The sequence below is a fragment of the Thauera mechernichensis genome (assembly GCF_029588855.1).
GTDB lineage: Bacteria > Pseudomonadota > Gammaproteobacteria > Burkholderiales > Rhodocyclaceae > Thauera > Thauera mechernichensis.
In genome coordinates this window covers 42,084-57,115 of sequence record NZ_JARQZE010000011.1, presented here as the reverse complement: position 1 = coordinate 57,115, position 15,032 = coordinate 42,084, and the positions used below count along the sequence as shown (strand labels likewise).

12 protein-coding genes are annotated in these 15,032 nt (G+C 65.5%); 10 read left to right on the top strand and 2 right to left on the bottom strand.

Annotated elements, in window-relative coordinates; genetic code table 11:
* Window positions 1–4: 4 nt before the first annotated feature.
* The 10 genes from P7F68_RS14315 to P7F68_RS14270 are packed head-to-tail and all read left to right on the top strand — an operon-like array spanning window position 5 to window position 12,924.
* Entirely contained in the window at window positions 5–844 is an 840-nt protein-coding gene (locus P7F68_RS14315; RefSeq protein ID WP_002926893.1) for an XrtA system polysaccharide deacetylase, read from the top strand.
* Window positions 845–869: 25 nt separating this feature from the next.
* Window positions 870–1,919 (top strand): FemAB family XrtA/PEP-CTERM system-associated protein, encoded by a 1,050-nt coding sequence (locus P7F68_RS14310; RefSeq protein WP_002936260.1) that lies wholly within the window; start codon window positions 870–872, stop codon window positions 1,917–1,919.
* Window positions 1,920–1,923: 4 nt separating this feature from the next.
* The gene (locus tag P7F68_RS14305; RefSeq protein WP_277834126.1) at window positions 1,924–3,216 is read left to right on the top strand and encodes a TIGR03087 family PEP-CTERM/XrtA system glycosyltransferase; all 1,293 of its coding nucleotides are present in this window, start codon (window positions 1,924–1,926) and stop codon (window positions 3,214–3,216) included.
* Window positions 3,216–4,385 (top strand): TIGR03088 family PEP-CTERM/XrtA system glycosyltransferase, encoded by a 1,170-nt coding sequence (locus tag P7F68_RS14300; RefSeq protein WP_277834124.1) that lies wholly within the window; start codon window positions 3,216–3,218, stop codon window positions 4,383–4,385. Before P7F68_RS14305 ends, P7F68_RS14300 begins: the two co-directional genes overlap by 1 nt.
* A gap of 13 nt (window positions 4,386–4,398) precedes the next feature.
* Window positions 4,399–6,327, top strand: coding sequence for an XrtA/PEP-CTERM system amidotransferase (locus P7F68_RS14295; protein WP_277834122.1), 1,929 nt, complete (start codon window positions 4,399–4,401; stop codon window positions 6,325–6,327).
* Between the two features lie 5 nt (window positions 6,328–6,332).
* On the top strand, window positions 6,333–7,544 hold the full coding sequence (locus tag P7F68_RS14290) for a TIGR04063 family PEP-CTERM/XrtA system glycosyltransferase (RefSeq protein WP_277834120.1): 1,212 nt from the start codon (window positions 6,333–6,335) through the stop codon (window positions 7,542–7,544).
* 10 nt (window positions 7,545–7,554) lie between these two features.
* Complete coding sequence (locus tag P7F68_RS14285; protein ID WP_277834118.1) at window positions 7,555–8,658, top strand: glycosyltransferase family 4 protein; 1,104 nt, start codon at window positions 7,555–7,557, stop codon at window positions 8,656–8,658.
* Between the two features lie 17 nt (window positions 8,659–8,675).
* Window positions 8,676–10,247, top strand: coding sequence for an exosortase A (gene xrtA, locus P7F68_RS14280; protein WP_232431463.1), 1,572 nt, complete (start codon window positions 8,676–8,678; stop codon window positions 10,245–10,247).
* Between the two features lie 20 nt (window positions 10,248–10,267).
* Complete coding sequence (locus P7F68_RS14275) at window positions 10,268–11,644, top strand: phenylacetate--CoA ligase family protein (RefSeq protein ID WP_386040030.1); 1,377 nt, start codon at window positions 10,268–10,270, stop codon at window positions 11,642–11,644.
* Window positions 11,641–12,924: a putative O-glycosylation ligase, exosortase A system-associated gene (locus tag P7F68_RS14270; protein ID WP_002926884.1), complete on the top strand. Its 1,284-nt coding sequence runs from the start codon at window positions 11,641–11,643 to the stop codon at window positions 12,922–12,924. The genes P7F68_RS14275 and P7F68_RS14270 overlap by 4 nt, the downstream gene beginning before the upstream one ends.
* Window positions 12,925–12,996: 72 nt before the next feature.
* Here P7F68_RS14270 and P7F68_RS14265 read toward each other — a convergent pair whose 3' ends face one another.
* Together P7F68_RS14265 and P7F68_RS14260 are read right to left on the bottom strand one after the other, a co-directional pair.
* The gene (locus tag P7F68_RS14265; protein ID WP_277834112.1) at window positions 12,997–13,818 is read right to left on the bottom strand and encodes a hypothetical protein; all 822 of its coding nucleotides are present in this window, start codon (window positions 13,816–13,818) and stop codon (window positions 12,997–12,999) included.
* A gap of 128 nt (window positions 13,819–13,946) precedes the next feature.
* Window positions 13,947–15,011 (bottom strand): polysaccharide deacetylase family protein, encoded by a 1,065-nt coding sequence (locus P7F68_RS14260; protein WP_277834109.1) that lies wholly within the window; start codon window positions 15,009–15,011, stop codon window positions 13,947–13,949.
* Window positions 15,012–15,032: the final 21 nt, after the last annotated feature.

The window sequence follows — 15,032 nt, the reverse complement described above, 5'->3', positions numbered from 1 at the left end:
TGCAATGAGTTCCCGTATTACCAATGCCTTCACCTGCGACGTCGAGGACTACTTCCAGGTCTCCGCGCTTGCGCCGCACTTTCCGCGCAGTCAATGGGACAGTGTGCCTTGCCGCGTCGAGCGCAACGTCGACCGTATCCTCGAGTTGCTCGACGGTCACGGTGCGCGCGGCACCTTCTTCACCCTGGGATGGGTCGCCGAGCGCTATCCGCAGCTGGTACGCCGTATTGCCGGCGCAGGGCATGAGGTGGCCAGTCATGGCTATGCCCATGAACGTGCCAGTGACCTCACGCCCGAGTCCTTCAGCGCCGACATCCGTCTCGCCAAGGCTGTCCTCGAGGACATCACCGGTCAGCCGGTCACCGGTTATCGCGCGCCCAGCTTCTCGATCGGCACCGCCAACCTGTGGGCGCACGACTGCATTGCCGAGGCGGGTTACCGGTACAGCTCCAGCGTGTACCCGGTCAAACACGACCACTACGGTATCCCCGATGCGCCACGCTTCCCCTGGCGCCTGCCCAACGGACTGGTCGAGGTTCCCGTCAGTACCGTGCGCATGTTCGGGCGCAACTGGCCCGCCGGTGGCGGCGGCTTCTTCCGTCTGTTGCCCTATTCCTTGTCGCGCTGGCAGATTGCCCGTGTCAATGCCGATGATCGCAGGCCGGCGATCTTCTACTTCCACCCCTGGGAAATTGACCCCGAGCAGCCGCGTGTGACCGACGCCACAGCCAAAACCCGCTTCCGGCACTACATTAACCTTGAACACACCGAAGCACGGCTCGATCGCCTGCTTTCCGATTTTTCCTGGGGGCGCGCAGACGAAGTCTTCCGCGACGCCGCCTGAACCAGACTGGAGCGGGATGCGCGCAATGGACAGACTGCCGATTCACGTCAGCATGCTCACCCCTGCCGAGGTCGAGCGCTGGGATGACTTCGTGCGCCGGTGCCCGCAGGCCACGTTCTTCCACCTGTCGGCTTGGCGCGACATCCTGGAAGGCGTGTTCAAGCACCGCAGCTTCTACCTGTATGCCGAGCGGGCAGGCGATATCGTCGCCGTGCTGCCCTTGGCCGAGGTACGTAGCCGCGTGTTCGGGCATGCGCTGACCTCGCTGCCTTTCTGCGTGTATGGTGGAATTGCAGCCGACGTCGATGCGGGTCCCGAAGTCTTCCACATGCTTGAGATGCGGGCAGAGGCTCTGGCAACTGCGCTTGGTGTGCAGCACACAGAGTACCGTAACCTGAAGCCGGTGCATGCTGACTGGCCGCGCCAGGAGCTCTACGTCACCTTCCGCAAGGCCCTGCTGCCCGATGTTGAGGCCAACATGCTCGCCATTCCGCGCAAGCAACGCGCAATGGTGCGCAAGGGCATCAAGAACGGCCTTGTCAGCCACGTAGATGACGACATCGAGCGCTTTTTCGCCCTCTATGCAGACAACGTGCTTCGCCATGGCACGCCCGCGCTGCCCAAGACCTTCTTCGAACGCCTCAAGGCGGTCTTCGGCGAGGCCTGCGAGGTGCTCACCGTGACCGACCCGGCGGGTAAGCCGCTGTCGAGCGTGCTCAGTTTTTACTTCCGCGACGAGGTGTTGCCCTACTACGCGGGTGACGATACCGCTGCGCGCGATCTCGCTGCCAACGACTTCAAGTATTGGGAGCTGATGCGGCGCGCCTGCGAGCGCGGCTGCAAGGTTTTCGACTATGGTCGCAGCAAGGTCGGCACGGGTCCGTACAGCTTCAAGAAGAACTGGGGCTTCGAGCCGCAGCCGCTGTCCTACGAGTACCGTCTCTACAAGCGCGACAGCGTGCCCCAGAACAACCCGATGAACCCCAAGTACCGCGCCTTCATTGCGCTGTGGAAGCGTCTGCCCATTGGCGTCGCCAACCGCCTGGGGCCACATATCGTGCGTAACCTGGGGTAGGGCGGTGGAGGACAGCCGCCCCCCACTGCTCTACCTGACGCACCGCATTCCGTACCCGCCCAACAAGGGCGACAAGGTGCGCTCGTTCAACATCCTGCGCCAGCTTGCGCGGACCCACCGCGTCTTCCTGGGCTGCTTCGTCGACCATCCCGACGACAAGCAGCACATCCCGGCCTTGCGCAAGTGGTGTGAACACAGTTGCGTGGTGCCCATCGAACCCGGTATCCGCCGCATTGCCAGCCTGCGCGGCCTGTTGCGCGGCGAGGCACTGAGCCTGCCCTATTACCGCAGCCCGCGCTTGCGCGCCTGGGTGCGCCGGGTTGTCATCGAGCACGGCATCCGCAGCGCGGTTGCGTTCTCGGGGCCGATGGCACAGTACCTGGATCTGCCTGGACTCGATCGACGGGTGATCGACTTCTGCGACGTGGATTCAGCCAAGTGGTCGCAGTACGCCAGTGACCGGCGTTGGCCCATGTCCTGGCTGTATCGACGCGAGGGTGAGCGCTTGCTTGCCTTCGAGCGTGCCAGCGCAGCGCGCTGCGATGCCAGCCTGTTCGTCACCGAGGCCGAGGCCGAGCTTTTTCGTGGCGCGGCGCCCGAGATTTCGGCGCGTGTCGGCGTCATGCAGAACGGGGTCGATGCGGAGTACTTCTCGCCTGAACACCGTTTCGAGTCACCGTATCCGCCGGGTGGGCCGGTGCTGGTGTTCAGCGGCGCGATGGATTACTGGCCGAATATCGATGCCGTAACCTGGTTCGCCCGCGAGGTGCTGCCGCGCATCCGCGCCGAGCAGCCTCAGGTGCGCTTCTGGATCGTCGGCATGAACCCGGCGCCGGCCGTGCAGGCACTGGCTGCCGAGTGCAGCGGCGTGGTCGTCACGGGTACCGTGCCGGATGTGCGCCCCTTTCTCGCTCACGCGCAGGTCGTTGTCGCCCCGCTGCGCATTGCGCGCGGTATCCAGAACAAGGTGCTCGAGGCCATGGCCATGGCGCGCCCGGTGGTGCTTACCCAGGCGCCCGCAGCCGGGCTCGCCGCGCAGAATGGCCGCGACTGCGAGGTGGCTGCCGACGAGGCGGATCTTGCTGCACGTGTGCTCGGTCTGCTTGGCGATGATGCTCGCCGTGCCCGTATGGGTGAGGCGGCGCTTGACTGCGTGCTGCGCGCATACAGCTGGTCGGCGCATCTGCGCGTGCTCGACGGCTTGCTCGACGTGCAACCGCCCGAGCCCGGCGGCCAGGAGGACATTCCGACCGTGATCGGCGAACTCGCCGACGCTGCACCGTCCCAGGTGGCTTGATGCGCGAACTGCGGCCGCTGGTGATGCACCTCGTCTACAGTTTCGATGTCGGCGGGCTGGAAAACGGCGTGGTCAACCTCATCAATCGCATGCCGCCGGAGCGCTACCGCCACACGGTGGTTGCGCTCACGCGCTGTGCCGAAGGGTTCTGCGAGCGCATCCGGCGTGAGGATGTCGGCTTCGTGTCGCTGCACAAGCCTGCTGGCCATGGCATCAAGCTCTATCCGCGCCTGTACCGCTTGTTCCGTGAGCGGCGCCCAGCCATCGTGCACAGCCGCAACCTTGCCGCGCTCGAGGCGGTCGTGCCGGCGCGTCTGGCGGGTGTTCCGGTGCGGGTGCATGGCGAGCACGGCTGGGACGTCTCCGACCCTGGCGGTACTCGGCGCAAGTTCCAGGTGCTGCGGCGCCTCTACAGCCCCTTCGTGAGCCGGTATGTTGCGCTCTCGGGCCACATCGAGTCCTACCTGACCGGGCGGGTCGGGATCGCGCCCGCGCGTGTCGAGCGCATCTGCAACGGGGTTGACACCCTGCGTTTCACCCCCGCCGCAACCGGTGCGCGCCAGACCCTTGCCGGCAGCCCATTCGCCGATGCGAGCGTGGTCGTCGTCGGCACCGTCGGCAGGCTGCAGGCAGTCAAGGACCAACTCACCCTGGTGCGTGCCTTCGAGCTTGCCCGCGCACGGGGTGGGGTGGGGCAGAGGCTGCGCCTGATCATTGCCGGCGATGGCCCGCTGCGCGGCGAGGTCGAGGCCGAGATCCGCCGCGCCGGGATCGGCGACGCAGTCTGGCTTGCCGGCGAGCGCACGGATGTTCCGGCGGTCATGCGTGCGCTCGACGTATTCGTGCTGCCCTCGCAGGCCGAAGGCATCTCCAACACCATCCTCGAGGCCATGGCCAGCGGCCTGCCAGTGGTCGCCACCGCAGTCGGCGGCAACGGCGAGCTGGTTGCCGAAGGCGAGACCGGCTCCCTCGTGCCCGCGCAGGACCCGGATCGCATGGCCGAGGCGCTGCTGTGCTACGCTTCTGATGCTGCATTGCGGCAAACGCAGGGGGCGGCAGGCCGCCGACGCGTCGAGCACGGCTTCAGTCTCGACGGCATGGTGGCACGCTACACCGCAATGTATGACCAACTCCTGCAGCGCGCCGGCGTAGCGCCTGCCAGATCCTAAAGGAAGCCCGACCATGTGCGGCATCGCCGGCCTTTTCGATACCCGCGGCAAGCGCGACTTCGAGCGCGCGCTCATGCAGCGCATGAATGACGTCCAGCACCATCGCGGCCCGGACGAAGGCGGCTACCACTTCGAGCCCGGCGTGGCGCTTGCGCACCGCCGGCTGTCCATCATCGATCTTGCCACCGGCCAGCAGCCGCTGTTCAACGAGGACGGCTCGGTGGCGGTGGTGTTCAACGGCGAGATCTACAATTTCCAGGAGCTGGTGCCCGAACTCGAGGCGCTGGGTCACGTCTTCCACACCCGCAGCGACACCGAGGTCATCGTGCACGCCTGGGAGGCCTGGGGCGAGGACTGCGTACAGCGCTTTCGCGGCATGTTCGCCTTCGCCCTGCACGACCGCAACCGCGACACCTTCTTCATGGCGCGCGACCGCCTCGCCGTCAAACCAATGTTCTACGCGCTGCTGCCCGACGGCACGCTCGCCTTCGGCTCCGAGCTCAAGGTGCTGATGCAACACCCCGATCTGGATCGCCGCATCGACCCGCTGGCGGTGGAGGAGTACTTTGCGCTGGGCTACGTCGCCGAACCGCGCACCATCTTCCGCGGCGCCAAAAAGCTCGGCCCGGGCGAATCGCTCTGCATCCGCCGCGGCCAGCCCATCCCCGAGCCCAGGCAGTATTGGGACGTGAGCTTCACGCTCGACAACGACATCAGCCTCGAGGAAGCCTCCGCAGAGCTCACCGAGCGCCTGCGCGAATCCGTGCGCCTGCGCATGATTGCCGAGGTGCCGCTGGGTGCCTTCCTGTCAGGCGGGGTGGACTCCAGCGCGGTCGTCGCCACCATGGCCGGGCTCTCCAGCGAGCCAGTGAACACCTGCTCCATCGCCTTCGACGACCCCAAGTTCAACGAATCGGAATTCGCCCAGAAGGTCGCCGACCGCTACCGCACCAACCACTTCGTCGAGACGGTCAAGTCCGACGACTTCGACCTCATCGACACCTTGGCCGCGCTCTACGACGAGCCCTACGCCGACAGCTCCGCCATCCCCACCTATCGGGTATGCCAGCTTGCGCGCAAGCGCGTCACAGTGGCCTTGTCCGGCGATGGCGGTGACGAGAGCTTCGGTGGCTACCGCCGCTATCGCATGCATCTGATGGAAGAGAAGATGCGCGCAGCGCTGCCGATGGGCGTGCGCCGGCCCATGTTCGGCCTGCTCGGTCGCCTCTATCCCAAGGCTGACTGGGCGCCGCGGGTGTTCCGCGCCAAGACCACCTTCCAGGCCATGGCGCGCGACGCCACCGAGGCCTACTTTCACAGTGTCTCCATCCTGCGCGGCGACATGCGCGACAAGCTCTTCAGCGCAGATTTCCGCGCCAGGCTCGGTGGTTACGACGCGCTCGAGGTCTTCCGCCGCCATGCCGGCGCCGCCAAAACCGACGATCCGCTCGCCCTCATCCAGTACCTCGATCTCAAGACCTACCTGGTCGGCGACATCAACACCAAGGTCGACCGCGCCAGCATGGCCCATTCGCTGGAAGTGCGCGAACCGTTGATGGACCACAAGCTCGTCGAATGGCTCGCCACGCTGCCGTCCGGCCTCAAGATCCAGGGCAACGAAGGCAAGTACCTGTTCAAGAAGGCGATGGAGCCCTTCCTGCCCGACGATGTGCTCTATCGCCCGAAGATGGGCTTCGCCGTGCCGCTCGCACGCTGGTTCCGCGGCCCGCTCAAGCAGCGCGTGCGTGACGCAGTGCTGGGCGAAACCCTGGCCGCGACCGGTATATTCAACCGTGACTACCTGCAGCATCTGGTCGACGCTCATCAGTCCGGCGCCCGCGATTACAGCGCGCCGCTGTGGACCTTGTTGATGTTCGAAGCCTTCATCAGGAACAACACCGCACCGACACGCGCGCCAGCGGAAGTGGCCGCGGCGGCTTGAATCTCATGCGCATCCTTCACATCCTCGACCACTCCATCCCGCTGCACAGCGGCTATACCTTCCGCACTGCAGCCATCCTGCGTGAGCAGCGGGCACTGGGCTGGGAGACCTTTCACCTGACGTCGCCCAAGCAGGGCCAGGTTGCGGCCGAGGTGGAGGATGTCGACGGCCTGCGCTTCTACCGCAGTCCGGTGCCTGCGCCCGGCCCGGCCGGGATCAACGAGTTGCGCCTGATGCGTGCGACCGAGGCCCGGCTGGAGCAGCTTGCGCGGGAGCTCAGGCCCGATGTGCTGCACGCGCACTCGCCGGTGCTCAATGCCATCCCCGCCATCCGTGTGGGCAAGCGGCTTGGAATCCCGGTGGTGTATGAGATTCGCGCCTTCTGGGAAGACGCTGCGGTCGATCACGGCACGACGGCCGAGGGCAGCCTGCGTTATCGCGCCACGCGTGCCATGGAGACCTGGGCGCTCAAGCGGGTCGATCACGCCTTCACCATCTGCGAAGGCCTGCGTGCGGATATCGTCGCGCGCGGCATTCCGGCGGCCAGGGTCACGGTGATCCCGAATGCGGTGGATGTAGAAGGCTTTCAGCTCTCGGGCGACGCCGACCAGGTTCTGCGCAGGGAGCTGGGTCTGGCGGGCTGCACGACCATCGGCTTCGTCGGTTCGTTCTACGCCTACGAAGGCCTGGATCTGCTGCTCGACGCCTTCCCCGCGCTGCTCGCCAAGCGCCCCGATCTGCGCCTGCTGCTGGTTGGTGGCGGTCCGCAGGACGCCAAGCTAAAGGCTCAGACCGAGCGTTTGGGAGTGGCGGACAAGGTGGTGTTTACCGGCCGGGTGCCGCACAGCGAAGTCAGTCGCTACTACGATCAGATCGACCTGCTTGCCTATCCGCGTCACTCCATGCGCCTGACCGAACTCGTCACTCCGCTCAAGCCGCTCGAGGCGATGGCCCAGGGGCGGCTGTTCGTGGCCTCGGACGTCGGCGGTCACAAGGAACTGATCCGCGACGGCGAGACCGGCAAGCTGTTCAAGGCCGGGAGTGCCGAGGCACTCGCCGCCGCCATCGACGCCATGCTCGCCGACCGCGGACGCTGGCCGACCATGCGCGCGGCAGGGCGCCACTTTGTCGAGGAAGTGCGAAACTGGACGAACAGCGTCGCCCATTACCGTGCAGTGTATGAGGCACTCGCCGGTCGTACCCGGCGCGCAGCCTGAGCGCACGCCGATGTCGTTTTCCGGTCTTCGTGTCCTGCTCGTCGGGCCGTTGCCGCCCCCCGCCGGCGGCATGGCCAACCAGACGCGGCAGCTCGCCGAACTGCTGCGCAGCGAGGGGGCGAGCGTCGAGCTGGTGCGCGTCAACGCGCCGTATCGTCCGGCATGGGCCGAGCGTCTCAAGGGCATCCGCGCCCTGTTCCGGCTGCTGCCCTATCTCGTCCAGCTCTGGCGCGGGGCAGGGCGGGCAGACGTTGCCCATGTGATGGCCAACTCGGGCTGGTCCTGGCACTTGTTCGCGGCCCCTGCGGTGTGGATTGCGAGCCTGCGTGGCGTGGCAGTGGTGGTGAACTACCGCGGTGGCGAGGCCGGCAGCTTTCTTGCGCACGCCGCCGGTGCCGTGCGCACGAGCATGCGCCGTGCTGCGCTGCTTGCCGTGCCCTCCGGCTTTCTGCGTAAGGTCTTTGCGCAGCATGGCATGCCGGCGCGCATCGTTCCCAACATCATCGACTTGGCGCGCTTCCACCCCGCGCCGCGGCCGCGTCGGCCGGCTGCGGCCCCGCACCTGCTGGTGGCGCGTAATCTCGAAGCCATCTACGGCAACGATACTGCGCTGCATGCGTTCGCACTGCTGTCCGCGCACTATCCCGCGGCGACCCTGACACTCGCCGGGGAAGGCCCTCAGGCGCAGGCGCTGGAACGGCTTGCGCGCGAACTTGGCGTCGCCGACCGTGTCAGGTTCAGCGGTCGGCTCGATCGCGACGAGATGGCTGCGCTCTACCGTGATGCAGATCTCATGCTCAATGCGAGCAGAGTCGATAACATGCCCAACGCGATCCTCGAGGCATTGGCAAGCGGCCTGCCGGTGGTCACGACCGCGGCCGGCGGCATCCCCTTCATGGTCGAGCATAGGCGAACTGCGATGCTTGTCGCTGTCGATGATGCAGCGGCGCTTGCCGAGGCGGTGCGGGTGGTGCTGGATGATGCGGCCCTTTACGAGGCGCTGAGGGCGCGCGGGCTCGATGAGGTGCAACGCTACTGCTGGCCCTCGGTGCGTGCCGAACTGCTTGCGGCCTACCAGGATGCGATGCAGGGCGAGGAAGCAAGGCGCAAATGAACATGAAGGAAGGTGCAATGAGTGTGACCAATGCCAGCCACGATCCTGGCCAAGCCAACGCTGCAGGTGATGCGCCCGCACGCAGGCTTCACCTCGCGGTACTTGCCGTCGGTCTGCTGTGGCTGTTGTTCTGGTACGGCGACACCTTCATGGCGATGGTCCACATCTGGGATCGCTCGGAGACCTTCGCCCACGGCTTCGTGATTGCGCCGATCTCGGCCTGGCTGGTCTGGCGGCGGCGCCACTTCATCCGCAACCTGCCGATCGAACCGTCGCTGCTTGGCGTCGTGCTTGGCGTCGGCGCGGGCTTCGCATGGCTGCTCGGCGAGCTTGCCAGCGTCGATGCCGTGTCCCAGTTCGCCGTCGTCGGCATGCTGGTGGCCTTTGTCTGGGCGGTGATGGGCACGGCGGTGATACGCACCTATGCCTTCCCGATCGGCTTCCTGTTCTTCATGGTGCCCTTCGGCGAGTTCATGTTCCCGAGCATGATGGACTGGACCGCCAACTTCATCATCTGGGCCGTGCGCGCGTCGGGCGTGCCGGTTTATGCCGAAGGCTACAACCTGGTCATCCCGTCGGGGCGCTGGGAAGTGGTCGAGGGCTGCAGCGGCGTGCGCTACCTGATGGCCTCGGTGGTGGTCGGCAGCCTGTTCGCTTATCTCAACTACACCTCGACCCGCCGGCGGCTCATCTTTGTCGCCGCCTCCATCGTTCTGCCGGTGTTCGCCAACTGGCTGCGCGCCTACGGCATCGTGATGCTCGGCCATCTCACCGACAACAAGCTGGCCGCCGGGGCGGACCACCTCATTTACGGCTGGGTGTTCTTCGGCATCATCATAATGATCCTGTTCTGGGTCGGTTCGCGCTGGCAGGAGCCGGAGGAGTCGGCGCCGGCGGCACCGATCTCGACACCGACGACGGCCGGTACTGCGCGTGCCGGTCGTGCCGGCTGGCTGGTCGCGGCCGTCGTGGTGGTGTCGATGTGGAACCCGGTGCTGGCCTTCATCGATCGCCAGGGGCAGCATGGGCCGGTGGAGTTCGCGGCATTCTCCCTGCCTGCGACGTGGCAGCCGGCGAGCGCTGCCAGCTTGCCGGAGTGGGAGCCGAGCTATTCCGGCATGCGCGGCAAGCTCACCCAGACCTGGGCCGGTGAAGATGGGGCAGTCGGTCTCTATGTCGGCTTCTATCGCAACCAGGGGCCTGGCGAGGAGCTCATCAACTTCGACAACCGGGTGCTGGTCAGCAAGCACCCGGTGTGGCGGCGCACGGGCGAGAGCCTGCACTCGATTCAGATTGGCGATCGTGCCGTCCCCTTGCGGGGCCTGACCATGCTCAGCAACGACGGGCGGCGCATGATGGTCTGGTACACCAACTGGATCGACGGTCGGTGGACGGTGAGTCCCTATGTTGCGAAGGTCTACCTTGCCTTGTCGCGCCTCACGGGCGAAGGTGACGACTCGGCCGTGGTCATGTTCAGTACCGCGTATGTGGAAGGTCATGGCGAGACCGGCGAGGCCCGCCTGAAGGCCTTCATCGAGGACGCCGGCCCGGCGCTGCAGTCGATGCTGCAGCAGACGGCTGAACGCTGATGGCGGGCCGGGAGCGACTGATGAACAAGGATGCGCGCTCGCCCTACACGCGCTTCATCGCGGATGTGGTGTTCCCGTTACACGAGCGCCTCAAGCGCCATGACACGGTCGCCGTCCGCAAGCAGCTCGAGGACAGCCAGTGGTGGCCGCGTGAGCGCCTGGAGCGATTCCAGGTCGAGCGCCTGCGTACTTTGCTGCGCCATGCCGGACAGCACGTGCCCTATTACAAGGCGCTCTTTGCCCGTGTCGGCTTCGACCCCGAGCAGGTGCAGTCGATCTCGGACCTGGGCAAGCTTCCGTTCCTGACCAAGGCCGAGATCCGTGCGCATACCGACGACTTGAAGGCCGACGATGCCGGTGCGCTGGCGCGCTTCAATACGGGGGGGTCGAGCGGTGAGCCGCTGATCTTCTACATCGGTAACGAGCGTGTCAGCCACGACGTTGCGGCCAAGTGGCGCGCAACGCGTTGGTGGGGTGTCGACATCGGCGATCCGGAGATCGTCGTCTGGGGCTCGCCGATCGAGCTCAGCGCGCAGGACCGCATCCGCGCCGTTCGCGACAAACTCCTGCGTACCGAGTTGCTGCCGGCATTCGAGATGTCCGATGCCAAGCTCGACGGCTTCATCGAGCGCATTCGTGTCCGCCGGCCGAGAATGTTGTTCGGCTATCCGTCGGCACTCTCGCACATTGCCCAGCATGCAAACAGGCGCGGGGTCCGCATGGACGGGCTCGGCATCAAGGTGGCGTTCTGCACCTCCGAGCGCCTGTACGAGCATCAGCGCGAGCTCATCGAAAGCACCTTCGGCTGCCCGGTCGCCAATGGGTACGGCTCCCGGGATGCCGGCTTCATCGCCCACCAGTGCCCCGCGGGCGGCATGCACCTGACCGCCGAGGACGTCGTCGTCGAGATCGTCGACAGCGCTGGCCAGGTGGTGCCGGCCGGCGAGTCGGGTGAGATCGTGGTCACGCACCTGGCGACGCGGGAGTTTCCCTTCATCCGCTATCGCACCGGCGATGTCGCCACGCTGGACACCGGCGCGTGCGCATGTGGCCGCGGCCTGCCCATGCTCAAGGAGATCCAGGGACGCACGACCGACTTCGTCGTCGCCCGTGATGGCACCGTGATGCATGGGCTGGCGCTGATCTACGTGCTGCGCGACCTACCGCAGGTGGGGGGCTTCCGTGTGGTGCAGGAGAGCCTGGAGTTGACGCGGGTGCAGGTCGTACCCGGCGCAGGCTTCGATGGCGCGACCGTGGAGCGTATCCAGCGCGGCCTGAGCGCGCGCCTGGGAGCGGGGGTGAGCGTCGAGGTGGAGCAGGTCGATGAGATCCCGCCGGAGAAGTCCGGGAAGTATCGCTATATCGTGAGCAAGGTCGACGCGGCGGGGGCGGCATGAGGGATCTGTTCGTCGCGCTCGTCGTCTTCGGTTCGCTGCCCTTCATCCTCAAGAGGCCGTGGCTCGGCATCCTGATGTGGTCCTGGCTGGGCTACATGAATCCGCATCGCATGGCCTGGGGCTTCGTCACCTCGATGCCGGTGGCGCTTATCGTGGCACTGACCACGTTTGCGGCAATCCTGTTCTGCAAGGAGGAAAAGCGCATCCCGTGGACGCGCGAGACCGTATTGCTGCTGATCTTCACCGGCTGGATGTTCGTATCCACCCTGATGGCCCAGTATCCAGGCATGGCCTGGCCGCAATGGGACAAGGTGTGGCGGATCATCCTCATGACCTACATCACCATGATGCTGATCACCGACAGGCAGCGGCTGCACTGGCTGGTGGTGGTGATTGCGCTGTCGATCGGCTTCTATGGTTTCAAGGGCGGGGTGTTCATCCTGACCGGCGGGAGTGGAAACAACGTGATGGGGCCGTCGGGCTCCTTCATCGCAGACCGCAACTCGGTCGGACTGGCACTGCTCATGACCGTGCCGCTGCTCTGGTATGTCAGGCTACAGACCACGAATGTCTGGGCAAGGCGCGCGCTGCTTGCCGGTGGTGCGCTGACCCTGGTTGCGATTATCGGGACCAATTCGCGTGGGGCCTTGGTCGGCCTTGCCGCCGTCGGGTTCTTTTTCCTGATGAAGGCACGCAACCGTTTTGGTGTCATCCTGGCGCTGATCCCGGTCTTCCTGGTGGTGCTTTACGTGATGCCGCCGGAGTGGTTCGAGCGCATGCATACGATCCAGACCTACGACGAGGATGCCTCCGCGATGGGGCGGATCTACGCCTGGGGAAATGCCATCACGCTGGCGAACATGTTCTTCTTCGGCGGTGGTTTCCGCGCGATCACCGGCTACGGGGGCACGGATTCGCACAGTAACTGGTTCGGTGTGCTGGGCGAACTTGGCTGGGTGGGCCTGGGCATGTTCGTGCTGCTGCACATCTTCACCTGGCTGTCGGCTTCGCAGGTCATCCGCTGGTCGAAGCCGCATGCATCATTGACCTGGGCGCGCGACCTTGCGGCGATGGTCCAGGTGAGCCTGATCGGCTACATGTCTGCTGGGTCCTTCCTCGGCCTGCAGTACTTCGACCTCTTCTACCATCTGATCGCCATCATCGTGATCTCGAAGATCCTGGTTCAGAAGGAACTGGATGCGATGCGGGGGCAACAGCCTGCTCTGCAGCGGGATAGAGCACCACTGGAGCGAGACACGGGCCGAATGGCTCTGTCCTAGCAGAAGAGCAAGGAGCAGCGCCGGGCGGCCGCCGCCCGCGTTCGGTTCTGCATCCAGGCGCCAGCGCGGGGGCTAGACCCCATGAGCGTTCATCAGGGCTGTGCGGGACCAGGCCATCAGGTAGCGGGTCGGTGTGTATCGACCCTGTTCATGAAGGCGCCGTCGGGTGTCCGAGGTGGCTGTTGCGCCCGCTATGGCATCGGGGCCGCTGCCTGCGGGAAGGAAAAGTGCGCCACCTCGCTCTGGTTCATCACGCAGGTAGGCAAGGTGCGGGCTGATGGTGCGGACTGCCGGATCGTAGTACCAACTGATGCCCATCAGCCCCCGGCTTTCGGGCCAGCGCTGCAACAGTTCGGCGACGAGGGCGTAGCAGCGTTGCCGTCCTTCCGGGTTGAAGTGCGACAGCATCGCCGGGTGAACATGGTTTTCGAGGAAAGGTGCGAAGCCGTGGCTGCGCAGCCCGAAGTAGACCAGGGCGCGCATGAGATTGCCCGGCGCCTGCCGCAGAACAAGCGAGCGCGGCACCCCCGAGTGACGGTAGACCAGATGGGACGCGCAAGGGATGAGCCACATGCGCAGAATGCCGAGATCCTTCAGAAAGATGTCGTCGCGTGACGAGCGGGCCCACTGGGGGGACTGTGTCGTGCGCTGCAGCATGCGATCGAGGTTTTCGAGGTAATACGGCAGCAGGCTCTCCGGGAGCGCCGCCTGCGTGAATCGCCTCTCGAACTGCCGGATGAGCTCCAGGAGAAGTAGATCCAGCAGTCCCGGGGCCTGGCCCGCGGGTTCGCTATGCGCGAATGCGCTCACGTGTGCATGAAAGGCCGCGGGCAGATCGGTATAGCCGCGTGGCCGCTGCGGATGCTTGCCGCTTGTGCCTTCGAGCGTGAGCATGAGTTCCGATACGAGTCGCCGTGCATTCTCGGGTGGCAAGCACAACCGGTCACAGGTCCCTGTCCAGGCATCTCTGGTGCTGGCGGAGAGCGTATCGAAGCGTGTCATGGGGGCTCTGCTCGGCTGGGTCAGGCGATCGTATCGCGCTTCAGGGCCCCGACTGTGCGCACGATCTGCCCCAGGCGCGAGCGCAGTGCCGACAGGAGGCTCCAGAATCCGCTCAGACGGGCCTCAAACTCGATGTCGGAGAGGGATTCGTTGTCGAGGATGCGCTTGAGCGCGTATGGTGAAGTGCCAGGGGGGTTGAGTCCGAATTCGGTCGTGGTGGCGGACTGGATGCCGCTGCTTGCAAGGACCGGAAACAGCTCGGGCCGGTAGAGGCCGCTCGGGTAGCAGAAGTGGTTCAGCTGCGCTGGGGCTTTGCCAAGTATCTGGCCGAGTACATCACGGTTGCGTTCGAGCTCTTGGCGCAGCCGGTCGGGGTTGAAGCCATGCATCCGATGCGAATGGGTGTGGAGCTGAATGTCCAGGCCCCTTTCGTGAGCATCGCGTACCTCCCCTGGCTTCATCAGCATGAAGACCCTGCGGGCTTCCAGGTTATCGAGGTCGATGCCGAGCAGATCGGCGATCCTGAGGGTTTCGGCCCGCCTGGCTTCTGCTGTGGGCTGGGACCGGATCCGGGCGGCGATTGCGCGTGATAGTTGCTGCGTGGAGGGGTGTGGCAGTGTCTGGTCGGGGAACAGGCGCCGCAGGTCGGGCGGGTGGATGGCACGGCTGGCAAGAAAGGTAGCCAGCACGTAGATGACCGGCTCCTGGTCCACGACATCCCTTGTCGTCAGGTACAGGCTTGCAGGGTAACCGTGTTGCTCGAGAACGGGCAGCATGTGGAGATAGGTGCCGACCCAGCCATCGTCAATGGTGATTACGACATCGCGGGTACGGACGCGCCGGTTGGCCAAGTCGTCGCAGGCCTGGCGCAGCGGGATCACCCGGTACCCGCATCGCGCGAGGAGGGCCATGCGCTTGCGGAAACGGTCCGCGCTCATGAACAGGCAGTCGCCGTAGTGCGGCTCCCCGCCCAGCCATATGCCGTGATAGCACAGGATGCGCAGCTGCCCCCGCGTCAGCATCCTGGACAGCGCGAACAGCCCCAGGCCCTTCGCCAAGCGCAGGAAGAGGGGCTTCAACACCATGCCCCCCGGGAACGAAAATGC